18 protein-coding genes are annotated in these 24,429 nt (G+C 69.9%); 7 read left to right on the forward strand and 11 right to left on the reverse strand.

What is annotated here, in order from left to right:
* Nucleotides 1-71 precede the first annotated feature (71 nt).
* Nucleotides 72-449, forward strand: a complete 378-nt coding sequence (locus ACFYW7_RS32020; RefSeq protein WP_389508790.1) for a hypothetical protein — start codon at nucleotides 72-74, stop codon at nucleotides 447-449.
* A 187-nt stretch (nucleotides 450-636) separates the two neighbouring features.
* Entirely contained in the window at nucleotides 637-2,241 is a 1,605-nt protein-coding gene (cimA, locus tag ACFYW7_RS32025) for a citramalate synthase (RefSeq protein WP_389508792.1), read from the forward strand.
* A gap of 117 nt (nucleotides 2,242-2,358) precedes the next feature.
* Here the strand turns inward: cimA and ACFYW7_RS32030 are convergent, their stop codons facing one another.
* Nucleotides 2,359-4,251, reverse strand: a complete 1,893-nt coding sequence (locus ACFYW7_RS32030) for a ricin-type beta-trefoil lectin domain protein (protein WP_389508794.1) — start codon at nucleotides 4,249-4,251, stop codon at nucleotides 2,359-2,361.
* A 286-nt stretch (nucleotides 4,252-4,537) separates the two neighbouring features.
* Between ACFYW7_RS32030 and ACFYW7_RS32035 the strand changes: the two genes are divergently transcribed.
* Nucleotides 4,538-7,579 (forward strand): carbohydrate binding domain-containing protein, encoded by a 3,042-nt coding sequence (locus ACFYW7_RS32035; protein WP_389508796.1) that lies wholly within the window; start codon nucleotides 4,538-4,540, stop codon nucleotides 7,577-7,579.
* 72 nt (nucleotides 7,580-7,651) lie between these two features.
* On the opposite strand, the gene ACFYW7_RS32040 is transcribed toward ACFYW7_RS32035, so the two are convergent.
* Nucleotides 7,652-7,894, reverse strand: a complete 243-nt coding sequence (locus ACFYW7_RS32040; protein ID WP_389508798.1) for a hypothetical protein — start codon at nucleotides 7,892-7,894, stop codon at nucleotides 7,652-7,654.
* A gap of 220 nt (nucleotides 7,895-8,114) precedes the next feature.
* Between ACFYW7_RS32040 and ACFYW7_RS32045 the strand changes: the two genes are divergently transcribed.
* Nucleotides 8,115-9,467, forward strand: coding sequence for a hypothetical protein (locus ACFYW7_RS32045; RefSeq protein WP_389508800.1), 1,353 nt, complete (start codon nucleotides 8,115-8,117; stop codon nucleotides 9,465-9,467).
* A gap of 323 nt (nucleotides 9,468-9,790) precedes the next feature.
* On the opposite strand, the gene ACFYW7_RS32050 is transcribed toward ACFYW7_RS32045, so the two are convergent.
* The gene (locus tag ACFYW7_RS32050; RefSeq protein WP_389508803.1) at nucleotides 9,791-10,405 is read right to left on the reverse strand and encodes a YceI family protein; all 615 of its coding nucleotides are present in this window, start codon (nucleotides 10,403-10,405) and stop codon (nucleotides 9,791-9,793) included.
* 336 nt (nucleotides 10,406-10,741) lie between these two features.
* Here ACFYW7_RS32050 and ACFYW7_RS32055 point away from each other — a divergent pair, with 336 nt between their 5' ends.
* The 3 genes from ACFYW7_RS32055 (at nucleotide 10,742) to ACFYW7_RS32065 (ending at nucleotide 13,351) form a co-directional block, all read left to right on the forward strand.
* Nucleotides 10,742-11,239, forward strand: a complete 498-nt coding sequence (locus ACFYW7_RS32055) for a hypothetical protein (RefSeq protein ID WP_389508805.1) — start codon at nucleotides 10,742-10,744, stop codon at nucleotides 11,237-11,239.
* A gap of 252 nt (nucleotides 11,240-11,491) precedes the next feature.
* Nucleotides 11,492-13,099 carry an acyl-CoA carboxylase subunit beta gene (locus ACFYW7_RS32060; RefSeq protein ID WP_389508807.1) on the forward strand — a complete coding sequence of 536 codons (1,608 nt, stop codon included), beginning with the start codon at nucleotides 11,492-11,494 and terminating at the stop codon, nucleotides 13,097-13,099.
* Nucleotides 13,100-13,156: 57 nt separating this feature from the next.
* Entirely contained in the window at nucleotides 13,157-13,351 is a 195-nt protein-coding gene (locus ACFYW7_RS32065) for an acyl-CoA carboxylase subunit epsilon (RefSeq protein ID WP_389508809.1), read from the forward strand.
* 392 nt (nucleotides 13,352-13,743) lie between these two features.
* On the opposite strand, the gene ACFYW7_RS32070 is transcribed toward ACFYW7_RS32065, so the two are convergent.
* The 8 genes from ACFYW7_RS32070 to ACFYW7_RS32105 form a co-directional block, all read right to left on the reverse strand.
* On the reverse strand, nucleotides 13,744-14,325 hold the full coding sequence (locus tag ACFYW7_RS32070; protein ID WP_151472110.1) for an ATP/GTP-binding protein: 582 nt from the start codon (nucleotides 14,323-14,325) through the stop codon (nucleotides 13,744-13,746).
* Complete coding sequence (locus ACFYW7_RS32075; protein WP_389508811.1) at nucleotides 14,306-14,899, reverse strand: DUF742 domain-containing protein; 594 nt, start codon at nucleotides 14,897-14,899, stop codon at nucleotides 14,306-14,308. The genes ACFYW7_RS32070 and ACFYW7_RS32075 overlap by 20 nt, the downstream gene beginning before the upstream one ends.
* Nucleotides 14,900-14,993: 94 nt before the next feature.
* Nucleotides 14,994-15,407: a roadblock/LC7 domain-containing protein gene (locus ACFYW7_RS32080; protein WP_389509129.1), complete on the reverse strand. Its 414-nt coding sequence runs from the start codon at nucleotides 15,405-15,407 to the stop codon at nucleotides 14,994-14,996.
* A gap of 11 nt (nucleotides 15,408-15,418) precedes the next feature.
* Nucleotides 15,419-18,655, reverse strand: a complete 3,237-nt coding sequence (locus ACFYW7_RS32085; RefSeq protein ID WP_389508813.1) for a nitrate- and nitrite sensing domain-containing protein — start codon at nucleotides 18,653-18,655, stop codon at nucleotides 15,419-15,421.
* Nucleotides 18,656-19,006: 351 nt separating this feature from the next.
* The gene (locus ACFYW7_RS32090) at nucleotides 19,007-19,582 is read right to left on the reverse strand and encodes an ATP/GTP-binding protein (RefSeq protein WP_389508815.1); all 576 of its coding nucleotides are present in this window, start codon (nucleotides 19,580-19,582) and stop codon (nucleotides 19,007-19,009) included.
* Nucleotides 19,563-19,961: a DUF742 domain-containing protein gene (locus ACFYW7_RS32095; protein ID WP_389508817.1), complete on the reverse strand. Its 399-nt coding sequence runs from the start codon at nucleotides 19,959-19,961 to the stop codon at nucleotides 19,563-19,565. The genes ACFYW7_RS32090 and ACFYW7_RS32095 overlap by 20 nt, the downstream gene beginning before the upstream one ends.
* 111 nt (nucleotides 19,962-20,072) lie before the next feature.
* On the reverse strand, nucleotides 20,073-20,486 hold the full coding sequence (locus ACFYW7_RS32100; protein WP_261709982.1) for a roadblock/LC7 domain-containing protein: 414 nt from the start codon (nucleotides 20,484-20,486) through the stop codon (nucleotides 20,073-20,075).
* A gap of 9 nt (nucleotides 20,487-20,495) precedes the next feature.
* Entirely contained in the window at nucleotides 20,496-24,269 is a 3,774-nt protein-coding gene (locus ACFYW7_RS32105) for a nitrate- and nitrite sensing domain-containing protein (protein WP_389508819.1), read from the reverse strand.
* Nucleotides 24,270-24,429 lie beyond the last annotated feature (160 nt).

A 24,429-nucleotide genomic window follows, 5' to 3' on the forward strand; every position in this document is an offset into this window, starting at 1 on the left:
CCACGGTCAGCGCCGACGGCCGTCACCTGGCCTACACGATCGGCAACCGGCACGGCGACGAGTACGCGCGCGTGCTCTACGTCCGCGACCTGGCCACCGGCGCCGACGAACGGATCTCGCCGCTGCCGCCCGCGGGCATGATCACCGGCGCCTCGCTCCCCGCCGACGGCCGGAAGGTCGCGTACGGGCTGCTGGTGCGCGGCGATCAGCGCGCCGCGGTCCAGATCCGTACCGAGAACCGCGTCGCGGGCGCGACCCGCCGCGTGGACACCGGGGACCCTGCCCGGCTCGTCCGGCTCTCCGCCGGCGCTGACCGTGTCCGCGCCCGTCATGTAGCCCAGTGCTCGCATCCTGAGACACCCCGTGATCACGGGGGCGGTATGTGCCAGACTGCCCTCGTGCTCTCGTTCGCCATGATTATTGGCAGCAGGCGCGCCGGTCCGCAGTGACCGCCACGTACGACCAGGTACGGGCGGACACCGTCGTCTCGACCCGCGCGCAGACCTCTCGCACCCGCGAGGGGTTTTTCGCATTTCTGGCCCACCTTCAGCCGGGAGTGCGGCGCGCGCGGGATCATTGGGGACGGCGGAGCCGGTCATTCCGGTAGACCGAGTTCAATACAGGAGCCTTGAGACCATGACGGAAACCAGTGAGCTCGACGATGCGTTCCACGTCTTCGACACGACCCTGCGCGACGGCGCGCAGCGCGAGGGCATCAACCTCACCGTGGCGGACAAGCTGACCATCACGCGGCACCTGGACGACTTCGGGGTCGGCTTCATCGAGGGCGGATGGCCCGGCGCCAACCCTCGCGACACCGAGTTCTTCGCCCGTGCCCAGCGAGAGATCGACTTCAAGCACGCCCAGCTCGTGGCCTTCGGGGCGACCCGCCGGGCGGGCGGCAAGGCCTCGGAGGACCCCCAGGTCAAGGCGCTCCTGGACTCGGGCGCCCCGGTCGTCACCCTGGTCGCCAAGTCCCACGACCGGCACGTCGAGCTCGCGCTGCGCACCACGCTCGACGAGAACCTGGAGATGGTCCGCGACACCGTCTCCCACCTGCGCTCCCAGGGCCGCCGCGTCTTCGTCGACTGCGAGCACTTCTTCGACGGCTACCGCGCGAATCCCGAGTACGCCAAGTCCGTGGTGCGGGCCGCGCACGAGGCCGGCGCCGACGTCGTGGTCCTGTGCGACACCAACGGTGGCATGCTCCCGGCGCAGATCCAGGCCGTGGTCGCCACGGTCCTCGCGGACACCGGCGCCCGGCTCGGCATCCACGCCCAGGACGACACGGGCTGCGCGGTCGCCAACACCCTGGCGGCCGTCGACGCGGGAGCCACCCACGTCCAGTGCACCGCCAACGGTTACGGCGAGCGGGTCGGCAACTCGAACCTGTTCCCCGTCGTCGCCGCCCTGGAACTGAAGTACGGCAAGAAGGTGCTCCCCGAGGGCGCTCTGCGCGAGATGACGAGGATCTCGCACGCCATCGCGGAGGTCGTCAACCTGACGCCCTCCACCCATCAGCCCTACGTGGGGGTTTCGGCGTTCGCCCACAAGGCGGGCCTGCACGCCTCGGCGATCAAGGTCGACCCGGACCTGTACCAGCACATCGACCCCGAGCAGGTCGGCAACACCATGCGGATGCTGGTCTCCGACATGGCGGGCCGGGCCTCGATCGAGCTCAAGGGCAAGGAACTGGGCGTCGACATCAGCGACGACCGCGAACTGGTCGGCCGGGTCGTCGAGCGGGTCAAGGAGCGCGAACTCAAGGGCTACACGTACGAGGCGGCCGACGCGAGCTTCGAACTCCTGCTGCGCGCCGAGGCGGAGGGCCGGGCCCGTACGTACTTCGAGGTCGAGTCCTGGCGGGCCATCGTCGAGGACCGCCCCGACGGCAGCCACGCCAACGAGGCCACGGTCAAGCTCTTCGCCAAGGGCGAGCGCATCGTCGCCACCGCCGAGGGCAACGGCCCGGTCAACGCGCTGGACCGTGCCCTGCGGGTCGGCCTGGAGCAGATCTATCCCCAGCTCGCCAACCTGGAACTGGTCGACTACAAGGTCCGCATCCTGGAGGGCAAGCACGGCACGTCCTCCACCACCCGCGTCCTCATCTCCACCTCCGACGGCACGGGGGAGTGGTCCACGGTCGGCGTGGCGGAGAACGTCATCGCCGCTTCCTGGCAGGCACTGGAGGACGCGTACACCTACGGACTGCTGCGGGCCGGAGTGGAACCCGCGGCGTGACGACGTCTCGGCAGGAGTCCTCGGCGAGCTCCTCGAACTCGCCGAGGCTCATCGCCCGGTCGTCGGCCCAGACCTGGCCGGGCTCCAGCCCCTGCCGAGGGCGGGACACGGCCCGCCCTACCGCATGTGCCATTTCTGGTTCGCGGCCCCCGTGCAGGACCAGATCTGCGCGCGAGCCCCGTTCGCCGACGAATTGTCCGTGACGTCCAGGCACTTGGCGGCGGCCGTGTTCACCACATCACCGGTGGCGGAGTTGTACGACCACCGTTGCGCGGCGGTTCCGTTGCAGTCGTACAGCTGCGTCTTCGCGCCGTCGGCCGTCGCCCCCGACGTGACGTCGAGGCACTTCCCGAGCGAGCGCACCGATCCGTCGGCCTGCACGGTCCAGGACTGCGCGGCCGAGCCGTTGCAGTCGTAGAGCTGTACCGCCGTGCCGTTGGCGCTCGAACCGCCCGCCACGTCCAGGCACTTGCCGGCCAGGCCGACGAACGACCCCGACTGCGCGCCGCCACCCGACTGCGTCCCCGACCAGGTGAACGTCGCCGACGTCCTGCCGGGGAGCGAGTAAGTGGCATGCTGCGATCCCCAGTTGAGGGTGACCGACTTCGCGGCCGAGCCGTCGTTGTAGGCGATCAGCGCCTTCGAGCCGTCAGGGTTGCGCCAGGCGACGTTCGGGACGGCCGAGGACGCCGTGGAGGCGATCCGCTGCGCCCCGGGCCGGACGAACTTCGTCAGGTGCCCCATCGTGTAGTACTCGACCGTGTAGTCGACGGTCCCGCTCGCGCCGTCCCCGTTGTGCACGGTGACGAGCCCGGTGCAGGTGCCGCAACCGCCGTTGTGCGGGCCCATGTTCTGGTCGACCGCGAGCGACCACTTGGTCACCGACCTCGCCCAGTTGCGGGTGTAGTCGACGATGTTCAGCATGTCCTCGCGCTGCTGGTCGGCGATCCAGGTGCCGCCGGAGTGCTCGGTCCCGAAGGCGTCGAGGCCCGGGTACCGGTTGTGCGTGCTCGTCTGTTTCGCGACGTCGCCGCCGTAGCCGTGCCAGGCGATCCCGCCGAAGTTCGGGTGGGACCTGACGGCCGCGTCGTCGACGGTCTGGGCGGCGTAGGAGTCGTACACGTCCCAGTTCCAGTCGTGGGCGAGCACCTTGGTGGACAGCCCGGCCTGCTGGAGCTTCGGCAGCAGCTCGCTCTTGGTGAAGTAGGCGAGCCCCGAGGCGTTCCAGCTCATCGACGGATAGCCCGAGCAGCAGGTCGGCTCGTTCTGCGCGGTGACGTACGAGACGGGTACGCCCTGATCCCGGTACGCCTGGAGGTACTTCACGAAGTACGAGGCGTAGGCGCCGTAGTCCTCCGACTTCAGCCAGCCGCCGTTCAGGGACCCGCTGTCCTTCATCCAGGCCGGTGCCGTCCACGGCGAGGCCATCACCGTCAGGGCGGGGTTGAGCTGGAGCGCCTGCCTGGTCAGCGGGACCACGTCGGCCAGGTCGTGCGCGATGGAGAACCGGGCCAGGTTCGGGTCGCTCTGCCCGGCGGGCACGTCGTCGTACGTGTAGCCGAAGCGCGCGAGGTCCGAGGCGCCCATCGGATTGCGCAGGAACGACAGCCCGATGCCGTCCGTCGGTGAGAACAGCTTGCGCATCGTCGCGTCGCGCGTGCCCTGGGACAGCGCGCCGCTGCTGTTCATCAGCCAGGCCGCGGTGTCGGTGAAGGAGGCACCGCCTCCGGTGAAGGTCTGGTAGCGGGTGTTCTCGTCGACGGTGATGTTCTCGCCGCTGCCGCTGCCGCCGCTGCCCGACTGGAAGGCGAACGGGGCCTGGGCCTGGAGCCCCCGGACGACGTGCCGTCCGCCGCTGTCGTCCGTCGTCGTCAGATAGGCGGTGACCTGTTCGCCCGCCGCGTGCGCGGGGGCCGCCGCCGTGAATCCCGCGGTGGTGAGCAGCCCGGCGACGATCAGCCGGACCGCCCGGGTGGATCTTCCGGTGGATCTTCCGATGGATCTCCTCATGGAGCGCCGCCCTTCCTGAGGTGGGGGGTGGGGGCGTGCGAGGCGTGAGTAAATGACGGCTTCGGGCTCCCGTCAAGGGGTTGCGCGTTCAGAGACTGAAGGAACAACTGCCCTGATCCGACAGTGACTCGGGTGTGTACCGGTTCTGACGTGAACTCTTGACGGGTTGCCGGGGCCCCAGTTAACTCACGCCGTGATCTAAGTCGTAAGACACGTGAGTCGTCAGAAGTGATGAACCGTCAGAAGTCACGTGAGAGTCAGTGATACGAGAGTCGAGGGGGAACCCATGACCAGGCTCGATCGGAATTCCGCACGAAGAACCGCTCTGCTGGCCGGCGCCGCGCTGATCGCCGGACTGCTCCCGCTGGCGTCGGCGGGAACGGCGGCGGCCGACGATCCCGCGCCCGTCCCGGTCGACCGCTTCGAGGGTGAGGTGCCCTTCGCGAGCCAGCCCGCCGAGGGCCTCTTCACCTGGGGCGGCGACAGCGACGACCCGCCCCGGCTCGCCCTGGCCGACCGGTCCGACGCGCCGGAGGGCGCCAAGGTCCTCACCGGTGACTACGACATCAGCGGCTACGGCGGATTCACCCACGACTACGCCGCGGACCAGCCGGCCCACGACTGGTCCGCGCACAAGGGCATCCGCTTCTGGTGGGACGGCCGGAACAACGCCAAGAAGGTCGCCTTCGAGATCAAGGACGGCGGAGCGAACGGCGAGGCCTCCGAGCTGTGGACGACCTCCTTCACCGACGACTTCACCGGCTGGAAACAGATCGAGATCCCCTTCACCGACTTCACCTATCGAACGGACTACCAGCCCGTCGGCGGCATCGACCAGGTCCTCGGCCTGACCGGGATGTGGGGGTACGCCGTCACGCTCCCGGTCGGTGTCCAGGGGCGATTCGCCATGGACGACGTCGAGTTGTACGGCAGGGCCGACCAGTCCCTGCGCGCCTCCGTCACCACCGACGCCGCCGTCCACCCGGTGAAGGAGGGCGCCACCGCGGCGGTGAAGGTCTCCGTCTCCACCACCGGCTCCGCCCCGATCGACGAACCGGTGACCGTCGGGTACGAGAGCGCGGGCGGCACGGCCGAACCGGGCAAGGACTACACCCCGGTCAAGGGCGAGGTCACCTTCCCGGCGGGGACGGTGTCCGGTGCGAGCCGCACCATCCGTGTCCCGACCCTGCGCGACCGGTCCGCCGAAGCGGCCGAGACGATCCCCCTCAAGCTCACGGTGACCGGCGCCAAGGCCCCGGCCGAGACCCCGCAGGTCGTCGTCGACGCCCACGGACTCCCGTACCTGGACCCGAAACTGCCCGTGCGGAAGCGGGTCGCCGACCTGGTCTCCAGGATGTCCCTGGCGGAGAAGGCCGGACAGATGACCCAGGCGGAGCGCGGCGCGATCGGCGCGGGCGGTGACGTCGCCGCGTACGACCTCGGCTCCCTGCTCTCCGGCGGCGGGTCCACGCCGACGCCCAACACCGCGGCGGCCTGGGCGAAGATGATCGACGGCTATCAGCTCCGGGCGCAGGCCACCCGGTTCCAGATCCCGTTGATCTACGGCGTGGACGCGGTGCACGGCCACAACAACCTGGCCGGCGCGACGGTCATGCCCCACAACATCGGCATCGGCGCCACCCGCGACCCCGAACTCGCCGAAAGGACGGGCGCGGTGACCGCGGCCGAGGTCCGCGCCACCGGCGTCCCCTGGGACTTCGCGCCCTGCCTGTGCGTGACCCGTGACGAACGCTGGGGCCGCTCCTACGAGTCCTTCGGCGAGGACCCGGCGCTCGTCGAGTCCATGGAGACCGTCGTCCAGGGCTTCCAGGGCGCCCGCGACGGCAAGGACCTGAAGGACGCGGACAAGGTGCTCGCCACGGCCAAGCACTTCGTCGGCGACGGCGGCACCGTGTACGGCTCGTCCACGACGGGCTCGTACACCGTCGACCAGGGCGTCACCAAGGTCACCAGGCGGCAGTTGGAAGCCGTGCACCTGGCCCCGTTCCAGGAGGCGGTCGACCGCGGCGTCGGCTCGGTCATGCCGTCCTACTCCTCGCTCGACATCGCCGGGGACGGCCAGGGCCCGGTGAAGATGCACGCCCGGGCCGACATGATCAACGGAGTGCTCAAGGGCCGGATGGGCTTCGACGGCTTCGTGATCAGCGACTGGAACGCCATCGACCAGCTCCCCGGCGACTACGCCTCGCACGTCCGCACGTCGGTCAACGCCGGCGTCGACATGATGATGGTGCCGTACTCGTACAAGGAGTTCACGTCGACGCTGATCGACGAGGCGAAGGCCGGACGGGTCACCGACCGGCGGATCGACGACGCCGTCGCGCGGATCCTGGAACAGAAGTTCCGCCTCGGCCTCTTCGAGAAGCCGTACGCGGACACGAGCGGCGCCTCGGCGATCGGTTCGACGGCCCACAGGTCGGTGGCCCGCCGGGCCGCGGCCGAGTCGCAGGTCCTGCTGAAGAACGCGGGCTCCGTCCTGCCGCTGAAGAAGTCCCAGAAGGTGTACGTCGCCGGGTCCAACGCCGACGACCTCGGCAACCAGACCGGCGGCTGGACCATCACCTGGCAGGGCGCGTCGGGCCGTCACACCGACGGGACGACGATTCTGGAGGGAATGCGCCACGCGGGCGGTGACGTCACCTACTCCAAGGACGCCTCGGCACCGACCGGCGGATACGACGTCGGTGTGGTCGTCGTCGGCGAGACCCCGTACGCGGAGGGTGTCGGCGATGTCGGCAACGGCAACGACCTGGAGCTGACCGCGGCCGACAAGGCGGCCGTCGACAAGGTGTGCGCGGCCATGAGGTGCGCGGTGCTCATCGTCTCGGGCCGTCCCCAGCTCGTCGGCGACCGGCTCGGCTCCGTCGACGCCCTCGTCGCCTCCTGGCTGCCGGGCACGGAGGGCGACGGTGTCGCGGACGTCCTCTACGGGAAGCGCGCCTTCACCGGACAGCTCCCGGTCACCTGGCCGAAGTCGGAGGCCCAGGTGCCGATCAACGTCGGTGACACGTCCTACGACCCCCAGTTCCCGTACGGCTGGGGACTCACGACGCTCACCGACGTGCCGGGCGGCGGCGGCACCACCCTCCGGGCGCTCGCGCTGGTGGCCTCGGCGGCGGAGCGGTACGGAGCCGACAAGGCCGCTCGCGCGGCGGTGACGAAGGCCCGTCTGCTAGTCCAGCGGAAGATCGGCACGTCGATCACGGCGGCGGCCGCGCGGCCCTTCGCGGACGCGGACCATCTGCTGCTGACCGGCCACTACGCGGACGCGGTGGCCAAGCTGGCAGAGGCGTACCGGGCCGGCTGACGGCGGTCGGGCAGGCGTCGGCCGGGGCTGGACATCAGCCCCGGCCGACGCGTGTGTTCCGGTGTCCGGGCGCTACGGCGCGGCCGGCGCCGCGTCCTTGAGTTCCCTGGCCGACCTGCGGGCCTGGAGGGCCTTGACCACGGTGTGGATCCGGATCGCGGTGAACACCAGGACCGCGAGGCCGAGGAGTGCCATGAGCGGCTCGCCGTCCCGGGCCCCCGCGTAGAAGAGGAAGCCGCTGAAGGGGAGGCCGAGGGCGATGAGCAGAGGCTCGCGCACCCAGAACGGGAGGACGCGAATGATGAGTCCGAGCATGCGCGTACTTCATCAGGTCCATGCCATGTTTCGCTGTGACGGAGGCCACAATTCCGGGCGGCGGGCTCGATCGTCCGCCGCCGCCCGCCGCCCGCCGCCCGCCGGGACGCCCCGCGTCGCGAACGTCCACCCGGGTCCGGGGGCTCCAACGGCTCCGGTCGCACCTCGACGCCGACCTCCCGGTGACCCGTTCTGCTCCGTTTCGGGTAGCTTCGAAGGCATGAGGGTCGCACACACCCGAGGACTTCCAGCACTGTTGGTCGCACTGGCACTCGCGGCCTTGGCGGCGCTGTGGCTCCCGGGTCCCCGCGCCCACGCGGCCACCGGCGTGGACACCGTGGCGGCGGCCCTGCGGGAGGGCCCCGTCTATGTGGACCCGGCCGCCTCCGGCCAGCTCTCCCCGTCGGAGGCGGACGCCCTCGCCGCCAAGATCAAGAAGGCGGACAAGCCCGTCTTCGTGGCCGTGCTGCCCGCCGGCTTCCCCACCCAGGACCTCTTCCAGAACCTGCGCACCGCCACCGGTGTCACCGGCCTCTACGCGATCAGGCTCGGCGACCGCTTCGACGCCCGCGCCGACTCCTCGGTGATGTCCCGCACCGCCGTACAGAACCTCGTCACCAGCGTCCAGGACGTATCGGACGCGAACACCCAGCTGAACGACTTCACGGACCGGGCGCTGACCAGCATGGGCGGCTCGGCCCCGGCGAGCTGGGGCGGCGGCTCGGGCGGCGCGGGCGTCTCCTCGGGAGCGCTGATCGCGGTCGGCGCGGTGGCGGTCGCCGGCGCCGCCGGCGCGTACACCGTCGTACGCCGCAACCGGCGCCGCAAGGAGGAGGAACAGCGGGCGGCGCTCGAACGGCTGAGCGTCGTCGTGGACGAGGACATCACCGCCTTCGGCGAGGAGCTGGACCGTCTCGACTTCCATCCCGCCGAGGCCGGCGCCGACGACGCGATGCGCGCCGACTACGAACGCGCGCTGGACGCCTACGAACAGGCGAAGACCTTCATGGCCGCGGCCCGGCGTCCCGAGGACGTACGTGCCGTCACCCAGTCGCTGGAGGAAGGACGCTTCTCCCTGGCGGTGCTCGCCGCCCGCCGCGAGGGCCGGCCCGTCCCCGAACGCCGCGCCCCCTGCTTCTTCGACCCCCGGCACGGCCCCTCCGTCGCCGACTCGGCCTGGACGCCCGCCGGGGGAGCGCCCCGCGAGGTCCCGGTCTGCAAGGCGGACTGGCTCCGCCTCGCCGAGGGCGAGGACCCGGCGGTCCGCGAGGTCGAGACGGAGCACGGCCGCCGTCCGTACTGGGACGCGGGTCCGGCGTACGGCCCCTGGGCGGGCGGCTACTTCGGCGGCGGCGTGCTGCCCGGCCTGCTCCTCGGCACCGTCCTCGGCAGCGTGATGGCGAGCCCCTCGTACGGGGCCTCCTACGGCACCGGCTACGGCGACTTCGGCGGAGGTCACGAGGGCGGCGACGTCTCCGGCGCCGACTTCGACCCGGGCGACTACGGCGGCGGCTTCGGGGACGGCGGAGGCGGGGACTTCGGCGGCGGCGGAGACTTCGGCGGGGGCTTCTGAGGGACCCCGCGGCAGGCGGCGGCGTATGAGCGCAGCGCCGAAGGCACCGGCGGCCGGTGCGCGCTTCCGCGTGATCGGCCTCGACGGGGCCGGGAGCGGCGAGTCGGAGATCGGGACGCGGGGTGGCGGTCGGGTTCACGGCGCGCGGGCCCCGTGCGGGGCGAGGCGCGCGCTCCCCGGGTCGGGCGCCGTGCAGCCCGCGCCGAGTGCCGTCACGCCAGAGCGCCCGCCCTCTCCCCCGTCGGGGAAGTGTGAGGGCGGGCGCGCTCGGGGTGTCACTGGAGCGGACCGTCGGGCCGACGCGGGCCCGCGGGGGCCGACGGTCAGCCGGCGTTCTTGATCGCCGAGATGTCGAAGTTCAGCTTGATCTTGTCGGAGACGAGGACGCCACCGGTCTCCAGGGCGGCGTTCCAGGTCAGACCCCAGTCGGAGCGCAGGATCTCGGCCTTGCCCTCGAAGCCCACGCGCTCGTTGCCGAACGGGTCCTTCGCGGCTCCGTTGAACTCCAGGTCGATGGTGAGCTGCCGGGTGGTGCCGAGGATCTCCAGGTCGCCGGTGATCCGGTAGTCGTCGCCGCCCAGGGCCTCGGCCTTCGTGGAGCGGAAGGTCATCGCCGGGAACTCGTCGGTCTTGAAGAAGTCGGCGCTCTTGAGGTGACCGTCGCGGTCCGCGGACCCGGTGTCGATGCTGTCCATCCGGACGTCCAGGGTCGCCGTCGAGGCGGCAGGGTCGCCGCCGTCCAGGTGCAGTGTGCCCTCGAAGTCGTTGAACTTGCCCTTCACGTTCGTCACCATCGCGTGCCGTGCGACGAAACCGATCGTCGAGTGCGCCGGGTCGATGGTGTACGTGCCGGTCAGCGCGGCCAGGTCCGGGTTGACCGCCGTGGCGATGGCCGAGGACTCGGCGGTGTCGGTGGTCTTGCGGCCGAAGATGCCCATGACGTGCTCCTTGGGGGAGGGGCCGTGGTCCGGTTCCGAGCCACGGTGTCTGTCTGTTGAATGTTCAACGACTCCAACAAGGGCAACCGTAGACCTATTCCGTTCAAGTTTCAACATTATTCGGGATGCCAGGGGTGCGCACGGGGCGTCGCGGTGTGTGATCGCACCCCACCCCCGGGTGGACGCGCGTAGAACTGGGACGTGACGACCTCTGGCGGACGCGCCGGGAACTCGGGCACCATCTGCGTGCACCACCTGCACAGCCGCCCCACAGGAAACACGGCCGTACGCGTGTACGGCCGCCCGACGGTCCACCGCAGGAAAGGTCCCCCCTCCATGAAGTTCAGGTCAGCGCTGACCGCTCTCGCCCTCGTCGTGGCTCCCGGCGTCGCCGTGGTCGGTACCGCGACCGACGCGTTCGCCGTCAGCAAGGTCAGTCACGCCACCGCGACCTCGATGTTCCGCCAGGTCGGCATCACCTGGTCCTCCTCCGGCGGTTGCTCCGACCGCAACAACTCCACCTGTACGTCCTTCGAGCAGCTCAACCTCGCGACCGCGCAGGGCGCCCAGACCCTCAAGGGGTCCAGCGGCTGCGCTCTCAACGTCACCGGAGGCACCGAGACCGGCCACGCGAGCGGCACCTACTCGCACTGGAACGGGTACAAGCTCGACTACGGCAAGAACACCTGCGTCACCGCCTACATCAAGAACAACTTCACCTACATAGGCCTGCGCGGTGACGGCGCCCCGCAGTACAAGTCCGGCGCCGGCAACGTCTACGCCGACGAGGGCAACCACTGGGACGTCCTCTACTACAACTGCGGCGGCTGCTGAGCCGGCGCTCCCGGGTGGCGCGAACCCCCCGAACGGAGGTCCGCGTCACCCCGGCGACGGCATGTGCCCCGCGTGAATGTGGGGTGGCACTTGGCCGAAGGCTTTGTTCGACCCCTACAAGCCCGGGGCCCTCTGAGCAGTCGGATCGCCTGCACAGGGTGGCGTTTCTGTTCAGGGGCACCAGGAAAACGGTCCGGAGACTGTGCAGAGTCGACGGGCCTCTTTCCTTGGTGGACTTCGTAAGGTCACTACATGACCGTTTTGGACGAGGCCGACACCGCAAGCTCCACGAGCCCCACAGGCGAACCGACGGACGCGCGCGGACGCGTGGCCGAACTGCACGTCATCCGCGAGGAGGCGCTGCGGGGTCCCAGCGAGAAGGCGACCGAGGCGCAGCACGCCAAGGGCAAGCTGACGGCCCGGGAGCGCATCGCGCTGCTGCTGGACGCCGGTTCGTTCCAGGAGGTCGAGCAGTTGCGCCGGCACCGGGCGACCGGGTTCGGTCTGGAGGCCAAGAAGCCGTACACGGACGGTGTGATCACCGGCTGGGGCACGGTGGAGGGCCGCACGGTCTTCGTGTACGCCCATGACTTCCGCATCTTCGGCGGGGCGCTGGGCGAGGCCCACGCCACGAAGATCCACAAGATCATGGACATGGCCATCGCGGCCGGTGCGCCGCTGGTGTCGCTGAACGACGGCGCGGGTGCCCGGATCCAGGAGGGCGTCTCGGCGCTGGCCGGCTACGGCGGCATCTTCCAGCGCAACACGAAGGCCTCGGGGGTCATCCCGCAGATCTCGGTGATGCTCGGCCCGTGCGCGGGCGGCGCCGCCTACAGCCCGGCGCTGACGGACTTCGTGTTCATGGTCCGGGAGACCTCGCAGATGTTCATCACGGGCCCGGACGTGGTCAAGGCGGTCACCGGCGAGGAGATCACCCAGAACGGCCTGGGCGGCGCCGACGTCCACGCGGAGACCTCCGGCGTCTGCCACTTCGCCTACGACGACGAGGAGACGTGCATCGCCGAGGTGCGCTACCTCCTGTCGATGCTCCCGCAGAACAACCGCGAGAACCCGCCGCGCGCGGAGTCCGCGGACCCGGCCGACCGGCGCAGCGAGGTGCTGCTGGACCTGGTCCCGGCCGACGGCAACCGCCCCTACGACATGACCAAGGTCATCGAGGAGCTCGTCGACGACGGCGACTACCTGGAGGTCCACGAGCGCTGGGCCCGCAACATCATCTGCGCGCTGGCCCGCCTCGACGGCATGGTCGTCGGCATCGTCGCCAACCAGCCGCAGAGCCTGGCGGGTGTGCTCGACATCGAGGCGTCCGAAAAAGCTGCGCGCTTTGTCCAGATGTGTGACGCTTTCAATATCCCGATCATCACGCTGCTGGACGTGCCCGGATTCCTCCCGGGTGTCGACCAGGAGCACGGCGGGATCATCCGGCACGGCGCGAAGCTGCTGTACGCGTACTGCAACGCGACGGTGCCGCGGATCTCCCTCATCCTGCGCAAGGCGTACGGAGGCGCCTACATCGTCATGGACAGCCAGTCCATCGGGGCCGACCTCACCTACGCCTGGCCCACCAACGAGATCGCCGTGATGGGCGCCGAGGGCGCCGCCAACGTCATCTTCCGCCGCCAGATCGCCGACGCCGCCGATCCCGAGGCCATGCGGGCCCGCATGGTCAAGGAGTACAAGGCCGAGCTGATGCACCCGTACTACGCGGCGGAGCGCGGTCTGGTCGACGACGTCATCGACCCCGCCGAGACCCGCGAGGTCCTGATCAAGTCGCTCGCGATGCTGCACACCAAGCACGCGGACCTGCCCTCCCGCAAGCACGGCAACCCCCCGCAGTAACCCTGCGGACCCTCCGCGGTACCCCCGCGGAAACCTCTCTCACGGAGACTGAGACCTATGAGCAACGCTGACATCCGCGTCGAGAAGGGCCACGCCGAGCCCGAGGAGGTCGCCGCCATCACGGCGATCCTCCTGGCCCGTGCCGCCTCCGCTCCCACTGATGCCGCTCCCGCCCACCGCGCCCACCGCAAGGCGGGCTGGCGCCGTCTGGAGCGGGAGCCCGGCTTCCGGGCACCGCACAGCTGGCGCTGAGGTTCTGTGATTCCGACGGCCCCGTCCTCCTGATGGAGGGCGGGGCCGTCGGCGTCCTCGCACGGACGTCGGCTCCCGCCCTGCCGCACTCTCGCCCTTCCGCGCCCCCTGTCCGGACCCGTGCCGCGCGGGCCCGGGTCGGGGCCGAGAGGCGCCGTGCGGGGCCGTACGGTGCGAACAGGGCGCGTTTGGGCGGGTGTCGGGGGTGCGATGTCGTTCCGGGGCGCAACACGCCCGTACAGGACTGGAGTTCGTTCGACGTCGCGCCACCGGGCTTACTGGGCAGGCGTATTGGACGGGCCTGGTGGGCCAGCGGGGTGGGCCGGAACGGACGACGGCCCCCGTCTCTCCCTGGGGAGAGACGGGGGCCGTCGCCTCGGAGGCGGGACGTGCTAGCGAAGCCGCGCCATGAGCGCGTGCTCGACCAGCGTGATCAGCGCCGACTTCGCGTCCGCGCGGTGGCGGGCGTCCGTCGTGATGATCGGGGCGTCGGGGCCGATCTGCAGTGCCTCGCGGACTTCCTCGGGCTGGTACGGCTGGTTGCCGTCGAAGCCGTTGAGGGCGATGACGAACGGCAGGCCGCTGTTCTCGAAGTAGTCGACCGCGGGGAAGCAGTCGGCGAGGCGCCGGGTGTCGACCAGGACGATCGCGCCGATGGCGCCGCGGACCAGGTCGTCCCACATGAACCAGAAGCGGTCCTGGCCCGGCGTACCGAAGAGGTACAGGATCAGGTCCTGGTCCAGGGTGATACGGCCGAAGTCCATGGCGACGGTCGTCGTCTTCTTGTCGCCGGTGTGCGTGAGGTCGTCGATGCCCGCCGAGGCGGACGTCATGACGGCCTCGGTGCGCAGCGGGTTGATCTCCGAGACGGCGCCGACGAACGTGGTCTTGCCCACGCCGAAGCCGCCCGCCACCACGATCTTCGCGGACGTGGTGGAGCGGGAAGGCCCTCCGCTAGAGCTTGCGAAGTCCACTGAGCACCCTTTCGAGCAAAGTCACGGCAGGCTGGCCGCCGGCGTTTTCGTCGCCGCCGGGCTGATGAATGGCGACCAGGCCCGCTTCCGCCAAGTCGGCGACGAGGATCCTGGCAACACCGAGAGGGATGGTCAGCAGGGCCGAGATCTCGGCCACCGACTTGATCTCACGGCAGAGGTTGCAGATGCGCTGATGCTCGGGCAACTGGCCCTGCATCTGGTGGGGCTGCGCGGTGGTGTGCACCAGTGCCTCGATGGCGAGCTGGTAGCGGGGCCTGGTACGGCCGCCCGTCATGGCGTACGGACGCACCAGGGGGTTGCTCGACGAACCCGCGGGCGACGGCTCGGGTGAGCGTCGCTGCGGTTCCACGGGCTGGATACGAGGTGCCGACGGCTGGTCGTACGGGGACGGCCCAGGGCCCTGGGGACCCTGGGGCGGGTACGAGTGCCGTCGCTGGCCGGGTGCGGAGGGAAAGTTGTACGGGTTCTGTGAACCGTTGCCCTGGCCGCCCTGCCCCTGGCCGGGGCCGTACGACCAGTTGCCCGAAGACGAACCGCCTGGGGGTGTTACCACTTTCTCCTCCTCCGACTGTGCCGGGCACCCATCACTGTGGGACCGCGTTCCGAAACCTTACGGCCACGGGACGCCAATTCGCACCGTCTGTCTATTAGTTGAGAAGGCCGCCCTGGAGCTCCGCACGAAGATCCGGAGTAAGGACCGTGCCCGCGCGGTCCACCAGCAGGGCCATCTCGTACCCAATGAGACCGATGTCCGCATCGGGGTGTGCAAGTACAGCGAGTGATGAACCATCGGAAATGGACATGAGGAAGAGGAATCCTCGCTCCATCTCCACAACCGTCTGGTTCACATGGCCACCCTCGAAGATGCGGGACGCGCCCGCGGTCAACGAGGTGAGACCGGACGCGACGGCAGCCAACTGGTCGGCGCGGTCGCGGGGAAAGCCTTCGGACATGGCCAGAAGGAGTCCGTCGGCGGAGACCACCACCGTGTGCGACACCCCAGGGGTGTTGTCCACGAAATTGGTGATCAACCAGTTCAGGTTCTGTGCCGCCTGGCTCATCGGGCTCACAACTAACGCTCCTGGTTGTAGGTGCTGTCAGAACCGAAGCCCTGACCGTTCGTGTCAGTACCTGCACTGCGTCCCCGCTCCACGCCGCGGCGCAGGTTGCTCAGCCTGCCCCGGACGTCCTCAGGAGCACGGGAGACCTGGGGGCCTCCCTGAGGGGTCGATTCCGCGGTTCCCTCGACCAGGTTGGCCTTGGGCACCCGCCGCGGCAGACCCGACGAGGTGACCCCGCCGGCCTTGGGCTTTTTGAGCTGTTCGGCGCGCTGCCACCGATCGTCGTTGGACGAACGCCAGTCGTCGCCGATGCTCCCGGAGGAAGCGGGCGCCGCCTGCTCCCTCGCCTGGTCCGCGGGGCGACGGCCGTTGCCGGTGGCGTTGCCGCCGGCGGTGGATCCGCGGCGGGGCAGTCCGGCGTCGGTCATCGCGTGGGGGGCCGAAGGGGCCGGTCCCGGACGATTGAAGCCTACGCGGTCCTGCTCGCTCACGTCAGCGGCCTGCGACGATTCCGCTTCCGGAGCGTACTCGGGCGAATACGCGCCCTGGTACGACTCCTGCTGCGGCCAGTCGTCCTGGTAGGACGGCTCACCGAAGGTCGACCGCGTGTCCGGGGCGGCGCCACCCATGCCCGAGGGGTTCTGCTGGGCCGGCTCCGCATAGGAGGGCTCAGGGTAGCCGCCGTTGGACGGGAAGTACGCCTCGTCGTACGCAGCCTGCTGAGGCTCCTCGTACGACGTCTGCTGGTCGTAGGTGGTCTGCTGCTCCTCGTGCACACCCTGCCCGCCGTCGTACGCCGCCGGGCCACCGTCGAAGGAGGGCTGTCCGGCGTCGTAGGCGGGCTGCTGGGCGTCGAAGGCGTCGACGTAGCCCTGGGGGCCTTCGATCGCCTCCATGCCCTGCGCCTGGGCCTCCAGGGCCGCACGGCGCTCCTCGCGCATCAGGGAGCGGCCCACGGGGTCCAGATCACGGGCGTCGTCCGGGACCTCGTAGCGGCTGTCGTCGAAGCCGAGGTCCGCGGCGGTCAGCACGGGCTGCTGCTGCTGGACGCCGAAGTCCTCACCGGGGAACGACTGCTGCTCGGGGATGATCTGGGACACGGTGAACTCGTCGCGCATCGGCTGGTTGTCGCCGCCGCCACCGTGGGTGATCGCGTCGGGGAGCATGACCAGGGAGGTGGTACCGGCCTGCTCGCCCGAGGGACGCAGCTGGACGCGAACGCCGTGCCGGTCGGACAGCCGGCCGACCACGAAGAGACCCATGCGCTGCGAGATCGCGGCGTCGACGGTCGGCGGGTTGGCCAGCTTGTGGTTGATGTCCGCGAAGTCCTCGGCGGTGAGGCCGATGCCCTTGTCGTGGATCTCGACCATGATACGGCCGTCCGGGAGACGGGTCGCCGTGACGCGGACCTTGGTCTGCGGGGAGGAGAACGTGGTCGCGTTCTCCAGGAGCTCGGCGAGCAGGTGCACGAGGTCGGTCACGGCGCGGCCGTGGATCTCGGCCTCCGGGACGCCCGAGAGCTCGATGCGCTCGTACTGCTCCACCTCGGAGGAGGCGGCGCGCAGCACGTCGACCAGCGGGACCGGCTGGTCCCAGCGACGGCCGGGCTCCTCGCCGGCGAGGACCAGGAGGTTCTCGCCGTTGCGGCGCATACGGGTCGCGAGGTGGTCCAGGCGGAAGAGGTTCTCCAGCTGGTCCGGGTCGGCCTCGTTGTTCTCCAGGTCGGTGATGAGGGTCAGCTGGCCCTCGATCAGCGACTGGTTGCGGCGCGAGAGGTTCGTGAAGATCGCGTTGATGTTGCCTCGCAGGAGGGCCTGCTCGGCGGCCAGTCGTACGGCCTCGCGGTGGACCTGGTCGAAGGCGCGGGCGACTTCGCCGATCTCGTCCGTGGTGGTGATCGGGATGGGCTGCACGCGGGTGTCGACCCGGCCGGGGTCGGTGCGCGAGAGCTGGTCGACCAGCATCGGCAGACGCTGCTCGGCGACACCGAAGGCGGCGTTGCGCAGCTGGCGCATCGCGCGGCTCATCTGGCGGGCCACCATGCCGGCCAGGATGAACGCGGCGAGCAGGGCGACCACGACGACGGCGCCGGTGATGAAGGCGTCGGTCTGGGCGTCGGAGGAGATGTCCGCGGCCTCGGCCACCGCCTTGTCGGACAGGTCCGACTCGATCTGACGGTAGGCGGTGTACTTGGCGGTGTTGATCGCCCACCAGTTCTGCGGGGTGATGCCCTTCGTGGCGAGCGCCGCGCGGTCGGCCTCCGCAGGGGAGGCGAGCTGCGCGAGGCCCGAGACCATCTCGACCGGGTCCGACGGGGGCTTCACGTAGGTCGGGTCCTCGGACGCCGCCACCTTCGCCTGCTCCGTCAGGTCGTTCTTGATCTTGATCTGGGCCGCTTCGAGCTTCCCGGCGTCGGCCTCGGTGCCACCACCGAGGTACTCCTCGATCGCGATGCCTTCGAGGTAGGCGTACGAGGAGAGGGCGACGCGCTGCTTGCTGAGGGAGCTCAGGCCGGGACCCGGCTTGATCAGCATGTGCATGCCGATGGACCGCTCCAGCGACAGCGCGGCCTTGGACAGCGAGATCGCGTAGACCGTACGGCCGTAGCTGGTGATGTTTCCGGTGCCCAGACCGAGCTCGTTGGCGAACTCCATCAGCGGGTGCTGGATCTCGAGGTAGCCCTCTTCGGTCTGCACACCGACAAGCTTGGGGGTGTACGCGAGCTTGCGCAGCTGGATCAGCTTGGGCTCGACGTTGCGGAACACGGCGAGGCGTCGTTCCAGGCCCGGCGTCTTCGGCATGTCCTGCGCGGCCACGTCGAAGGCGTCGGCCGCGGTGTCGGTGTCCTTGCGGGCCGCCTTGACCGTCGCCTTGTCCTTGGCGCTCGCCTGGCTGCCCAGAAGGATCGGGGCCGCGCTGACGTCACGCTCGACGAACAGCTTGTCGCCGTAGTTCAGGGCCGCCTGCACCAGGCGGGCCGTCTTCTCGGCGTCCTGCGCCTCCTGCCAGGTGTCGATCGATCCCTTCACCTGGAAGCCGCCCATGACCAGGCCGACCACCACGGGGATGAGCAGGATCGCGTTCAGCCTCGTCGGCACGCGCCAGTTGCGCGGGGAGAATCGGCTGCCGCTCGGCGCGGGGGCCGGTATGGGCTCCGGGCCGGGCATCTGTGCGGGCGCCGCTCCGCGCGGCGGCGGGGTGAAGTTGCCCCGTGCCGACGGCTCGGGACCGTTCATGCTTCGCCTCACTCGACCAACAACCTCTCGGCGTCGGCACCTACGTTGTGCCGCGGTATCTACCAGCGCCCTTGACTACCGGGCAGTTCAGCGCATTCCAGCACGTCAGACGGCGCCATTCCAAACACTCGGAATGGATGATTCCGAGTGGTACTCGCCACACATAAAACGGTCATAAAGAGCGAGCCCCGCCAAAAGGCGGGGCTTTCATGAGCGCAGCGGCACCAGGCGACCGCGATGCGTGTCGGGGCCGGCGAAATTCTCTGTCGAAACGTTATGAACACTGTGGCCGACCGTGTCAAAGGACACAGCCGGCTCCAATGCGTCTACGACAACTTCCATAGGAAGGCGTCGACTTGACCACTACCGCAGTCGGGCCATCAGCGCGTGCTCGACGAGAGTGATCAGTGCACTCTTCGCATCTGCACGGTGTCGGGCGTCCGTCGTGATGATCGGAGCGTCCGGGCCGATCTGCAGTGCCTCGCGGACTTCCTCGGGCTGGTACGGCTGGTGACCGTCGAAGCCGTTGAGGGCGATGACGAACGGCAGGCCGCTGTTCTCGAAGTAGTCGACCGCCGGGAAGCAGTCGGCGAGGCGCCGGGTGTCGACCAGGACCACAGCGCCGATGGCGCCGCGGACCAGGTCGTCCCACATGAACCAGAAGCGGTCCTGGCCCGGCGTACCGAAGAGGTACAGGATCAGGTCCTGGTCGAGGGTGATACGGCCGAAGTCCATGGCCACCGTGGTGGTGGTCTTGTCCCCGGTGTGGGTGAGGTCGTCGATCCCCGCCGAGGCGGAGGTCATGACGGCCTCGGTGCGCAGGGGGTTGATCTCCGAGACGGCACCCACGAACGTGGTCTTGCCGACACCGAAGCCACCCGCTACGACGATCTTCGCGGAGGTGGTCGCCCGGCCTCCGTCAGAGCTTGCGAAGTCCACTGAGCACCCTTTCGAGCAGTGTCACGGCCGGCACGCCGCCGTTGTTCTCATCGCCGCCAGGCTGGTGAATGGCGACGAGTCCGGCCTCCGCGAGGTCCGCGACGAGGATCCTGGCCACACCGAGAGGCATGGACAGGAGGGCCGACACCTCGGCCACCGACTTCACTTCCCGGCACAGGTGGCAGATGCGCTGGTGTTCGGGGAGCAGTCCCATCAGCTGGGCCGGGTCGGCCGTGGTGCTGATCAGTGCCTCTATGGCGAGTTGGTACCGCGGCCGGGTCCGGCCGCCGGTCATCGCGTACGGACGTACCAGCGGCTGGTCGCCCTCATCCCCGTACGACTCGGCGTACGGATCATGAGAAGCGGTGGGCGGGGTCATGAATCCTCCGGGCGGGACAGCAAGTCGGTCAGTCGTGCCGTCTGTTGGGGCCGGTGGGGGGATTGTGGCGGCCGGACGGTGATTTCGTGCGGTGTCTGGATCCGGCGGCGGTCAGTGAAGCAGACTGCCTTGTAGTTCGGCCCGCAGGTCCGGCGTGAGGACGGCGCCCGCTCGGTCGACGAGCAGCGCCATCTCGTAGCCGACGAGGCCGATGTCGCAATCCGGGTGGGACAGAACCGCGAGAGACGATCCGTCGGAGACGGACATCAGGAAGAGGAAACCGCGTTCCATCTCGACGACCGTCTGCGCCACGGCCCCGCCCTCGAAGATCCGGGAAGCCCCGGCGGTCAACGAGGTGAGTCCGGAGGCCACGGCCGCCAGCTGGTCTGCGCGGTCACGGGGGAAACCTTCGGACATGGCCAGAAGGAGTCCGTCGGCGGACACGACGACGGTGTGGGACACCCCGGGGGTGTTGTCCACGAAGTTGGTGATCAACCAGTTGAGGTTCTGTGCCGCCTGGCTCATCGGGCTCAACTAACGCTCCTGCTGGTGAGTGGGGCTGGGGAAGCTGCCGGTCTGGCCGTTGGGAGCGGCCTGTCGACCTTGCTGAATGCCCCTACGGAGATTGGTCAGCCGGCCGCGTACGTCATCAGGCGCACGGGAGACCTGCGGACCGCCTTGGTGCTGTTGCTGCTGTGCCGTGCCCGCGACGAGGTTGGCCTTCGGGACACGACGCGGCAGGCCGGAGGTGGTGACCCCGCCCGCCGAGGGCTGACGGACGCGCTCTGCCTGCTTGACGAGGTCGTCATTGGGAGAGCTGCGCCACGAGGTAGCGGCCGGTGCGGCGGCCGGCCGCTGCTGCGGCGCCGGGGGAGTCTGAGGCTGTTGGGGGGCAACCTGCATGGATCCCTGGGAACCGTGGTGCTGAGGAGCGTTGTTCTGGGGAGCGCCGTCGGCGGGTGCTCCGCCGTCCGCCTGACCGTGGAACCAGTTGGTCTCCAGCGTGTCGTACAGCGGGGTGCGGCCGTCACCGGGGTTCGAGGCCGGAGGAAGCGCCTCGGGTCCCTGCGGACGGACGGGCGGCTGCGGGTTGGCCGGCCGCTCGTACTGTCCGGTGGACGACGTGTTCTGCCCGTTGCCGTAACCGGGCGCCGGGAACTGCCCGGTGGACGCGGGGTCCTGGGAAGCTCCGTAGCCCGGCTGGGCGAACTGGCCGGTGGACGACGGGTCCTGGGAGGCACCGTAGCCCTGGGTGGCGAACTGCCCCGTGCCGGCCGGGTTCTGGCCGACGGAGGAAGGGTTGCCGGGACCGTAGTTGTCCGGGCGGTTGTACTGACCGGTGTTCTGGCCGGTGTTCTGCGGCGCACTCGCGCCGGGGCGCTGGGCGTCGAAGTCGGGACGGGCGAACTCCGAGGTGGAGGACGGGCCCTGGCGGTCGTCGATCCGCGGCATGCGCGAGGTGGCGTCCGGGTCCTCGTGACCGCGCGGCGTGTCGAGCGCCGAACGCGGTACGGACGGCTGGGCGTTGTCGTCGCTCCAGCTCGGCGCACGGGAACCGGTGTTGCCACCGGGCAGCTCGGCACGCGCGCCGCCACCGCGGCCCGGGAGCTGCGGCCGACGACGGCTGCCCTTGCCCTTGCCGCTCGCCTGGGCCGGCGGGGGCGTGGCGGCGGGGCCGCTGTCGCCGAAGCCGTTCTGACGGGCGCCGGAACCGCCGGCGTTGCCGTTGCCGTAGCCGTTCTGACGGGCGCCGGACGTGTCACCGAAGACGTTCTGGGAACCGGAACCGTCGCCGAAGCCCTGCTGCGGCGAGCCGTTCTGGGCCTGGTAGCCCTGCGGGCTCTGCCCGAAGGCGTTGGCACCGGACGGAGCCTGCCTGTTCTGCTGACCGCCGCCCGCGCCCTGCTGACCGCGCGCTCCACCGGGGGCACCGGGGCGACCGCCCTGGTTGCTTCCGGGCAGTGCGGCCCGCGGGCCCTGGCCGGCGCCGACCTGTCCGCGCTGCGGCGGGGCACCGAGGGAACCACCGCCGGCGGGAGCGCCGGCACCGAGCGAGGGAGCACCCTGCGGGGCGCCGTTGCGACGGGCCGCGGCCACACCGGCCGAAGCCGCCGAGGCGGCGGGGCCGCCGAGGCCCGGGGCACCCTGGCCCGGCTTGCCCGGCATGGGCTTCTTGCCGCCCTGGGCGACGTCCACGGGCAGCATGACCAGCGCGGTCGTACCACCGGAGTCGGACGGACGCAGCTGGATACGGATGCCGTGTCGCTGCGACAGACGACCGACCACGAACAGACCCATGCGGCGGGAGACGGAGACGTCCACGGTCGGCGGAGCGGCGAGCCGCTCGTTGATCGCGGCGAGGTCCTCGGGGGACAGACCGATACCGGTGTCGTGGATCTCGATCAGCACCCGGCCGTCGGGCAGGGCGTGACCGGTGACCTTGACCTTCGTCTGCGGGGAGGAGAACGAGGTGGCGTTCTCCAGCAGCTCGGCGAGGAGGTGCACGAGGTCGTTGACCACGCGGCCGGCGACCTCGGTCGTCGGGACCGAGGAGAGTTCGATGCGCTCGTACTGCTCCACCTCGGACGCGGCGGCGCGGAGCACGTCGACCAGCGGGACCGGGCGGGTCCAGCGTCGGCCGGGCTCTTCACCGGCGAGGACGAGGAGGTTCTCACCGTTACGGCGCATGCGGGTCGCGAGGTGGTCGAGCTTGAACAGCGAGGAGAGCTGGTCGGGGTCGGCCTCGCGGGACTCCAGCTCGGATATGAGCGAGAGCTGACGCTGGATAAGACCCTGGGAACGGCGCGAGAGGTTGGTGAACATCGCGTTGACGTTGCCTCGCAGAAGGGCCTGCTCGGCGGCGAGGCGGACGGCCTCGCGGTGCACGTCGTCGAAGGCCGCGGCCACCTGGCCGATCTCGTCCCGGGAGTGCACACCGACGGACTCGACGGAGGTGTCGACGTCCTGCGGGTCCGACTCCGAGAGCTGCTTGACCAGCTCGGGCAGGCGGTCCTGGGCGACCCTGGTCGCGGTGTCCTGCAGGCGGCGGAGCGAGCGGATCATGGACCGGGCCACGACGAAGGCGCCGACGAGCGAGACACCGAGGACGAGCAGGATCAGCACACCGTTGATGATGGCTTCGCTCTGGGACTCGTTGCGCAGCTCGCGGGCCTTCTGCTCCATCTCGCCGAGCAGCGTGGTCTCGATCTTCGACATCGAGTCGAGCTTGTTCGTGTCCTCGTCGATCCAGTCCTTGTAGGACCGCTTGTCCTGCGTCCGCAGACCGCCCGGGGCCAGTACGCGCTTGGAGTACTGGTCGGCGGCCTTGATCCCGGAGCTGGCACTCTCGATCGGCTTGAGCAGGTCCGTGCTGCCGTCGCCGTAGATGCTCTTGAAGCCCTGGAGCTCGGAGTCATAGCTGTCCTGCGCGGACAGCGCGTACTGCCGGTCGTTCTCGGAGAGCGTTCCGAAGGTCGTCGGACGCTCGGGGAGCGCCGCGGCGATGATCGCGCGCTGGACGGAGGCGTACTCCTTGGCGGAGGAGAAGGCCGACAGCGCACGGGTGCGCTGGATCATCTCGGTGTTGCTGGTCGCCTCGGCCATGTCCTGCGAGAGCGCGAGGAGCTGGGTGACCAGGCGGTGGTACGACTCGACCGTCTGGGTCGCGTTCTTGGGGTCGTTGTACGCGGTGTTGCGGGTGGTGCTGAGCTTGTTCAGGTCGCCCGCGATACCCACGAGACTGTCGCGGACACCGGTGAGCTGGCCGTTGGACGCGGCCTCGTCGATGTTCTGCGTGCCGTCGAGGAAGTGCTTCTTGGCGATGTCCGTGTCGTCACGCGCGGACTTGACCGTGTAGTCACTGATCGGGGCACCGTGCACCAGCGGGCCGGCCGACTCGTCGCGCTCCTTCTGGAGCGCGGCCGCGAGCTCGGTCGCCTGCTTGGTCATCTCGGTCAGCAGCTTCATGTTGTCGAGCTGCTGGATGTCGTCCAACGACTGGTTGATGCGGAGCGCACCCAGCGAGGTCGCTGCGACCACGGGGAGCGCCAGCAGCGAGACCAGGCGGGTGGAGATGCGCCAGTTCCGCAGAGCTACGCGCGAGCCGTAGCTCGGGGTGCTCGTCGATTTGGCGGCCGGTGTCGTGGCGGGAGCCTTGGGCTTCGCGCCGGCGCGAGCGGAGTCACCGCTGCCGCCGACCTCTGCCGGGCCCGGGTTCTGGGCGTGCTGGGGCGAGGAACCGCGGTCGGTCCCGCCGCGCGGCTCCGGCTCCGCCGAAGCGCTGCCATCCCTCTTGAAACGTCCCTGCACTAGCGTCGCAACCTCTGGACCAGGCGTCCCTCCGCTGGAACGGCGGGACGGTGTCGGCGTTGTACAAGGCGCAGATGCGCCTCATTGATGTGGTCTGAGTGACCGGCGCAGGTTCCCCCTTCCCGCCGCCACCCGGCGCTGCGTTGCGCCCCTGCGCGCC

It is taken from the genome of Streptomyces sp. NPDC002580 (assembly GCF_042889485.1).
Taxonomy (GTDB): Bacteria; Actinomycetota; Actinomycetes; order Streptomycetales; family Streptomycetaceae; genus Streptomyces.

Bases quoted from the DNA above. Each gene is read 5' to 3' on its own strand.
- ACFYW7_RS32080 (WP_389509129.1), bottom strand. From the start codon at position 15,407: ATGAGCCAGGCGGCACAGAACCTGAACTGGTTGATCACCAATTTCGTG.
- cimA (WP_389508792.1), top strand. From the start codon at position 637: ATGACGGAAACCAGTGAGCTCGACGATGCGTTCCACGTCTTCGACACG.
- ACFYW7_RS32040 (WP_389508798.1), bottom strand. From the start codon at position 7,894: ATGCTCGGACTCATCATTCGCGTCCTCCCGTTCTGGGTGCGCGAGCCT.
- ACFYW7_RS32060 (WP_389508807.1), top strand. From the start codon at position 11,492: ATGACCGTTTTGGACGAGGCCGACACCGCAAGCTCCACGAGCCCCACA.
- ACFYW7_RS32035 (WP_389508796.1), top strand. From the start codon at position 4,538: ATGACCAGGCTCGATCGGAATTCCGCACGAAGAACCGCTCTGCTGGCC.
- ACFYW7_RS32100 (WP_261709982.1), bottom strand. From the start codon at position 20,486: ATGAGCCAGGCGGCACAGAACCTCAACTGGTTGATCACCAACTTCGTG.
- ACFYW7_RS32055 (WP_389508805.1), top strand. From the start codon at position 10,742: ATGAAGTTCAGGTCAGCGCTGACCGCTCTCGCCCTCGTCGTGGCTCCC.
- ACFYW7_RS32065 (WP_389508809.1), top strand. From the start codon at position 13,157: ATGAGCAACGCTGACATCCGCGTCGAGAAGGGCCACGCCGAGCCCGAG.
- ACFYW7_RS32045 (WP_389508800.1), top strand. From the start codon at position 8,115: ATGAGGGTCGCACACACCCGAGGACTTCCAGCACTGTTGGTCGCACTG.
- ACFYW7_RS32050 (WP_389508803.1), bottom strand. From the start codon at position 10,405: ATGGGCATCTTCGGCCGCAAGACCACCGACACCGCCGAGTCCTCGGCC.
- ACFYW7_RS32030 (WP_389508794.1), bottom strand. From the start codon at position 4,251: ATGAGGAGATCCATCGGAAGATCCACCGGAAGATCCACCCGGGCGGTC.
- ACFYW7_RS32095 (WP_389508817.1), bottom strand. From the start codon at position 19,961: ATGACCCCGCCCACCGCTTCTCATGATCCGTACGCCGAGTCGTACGGG.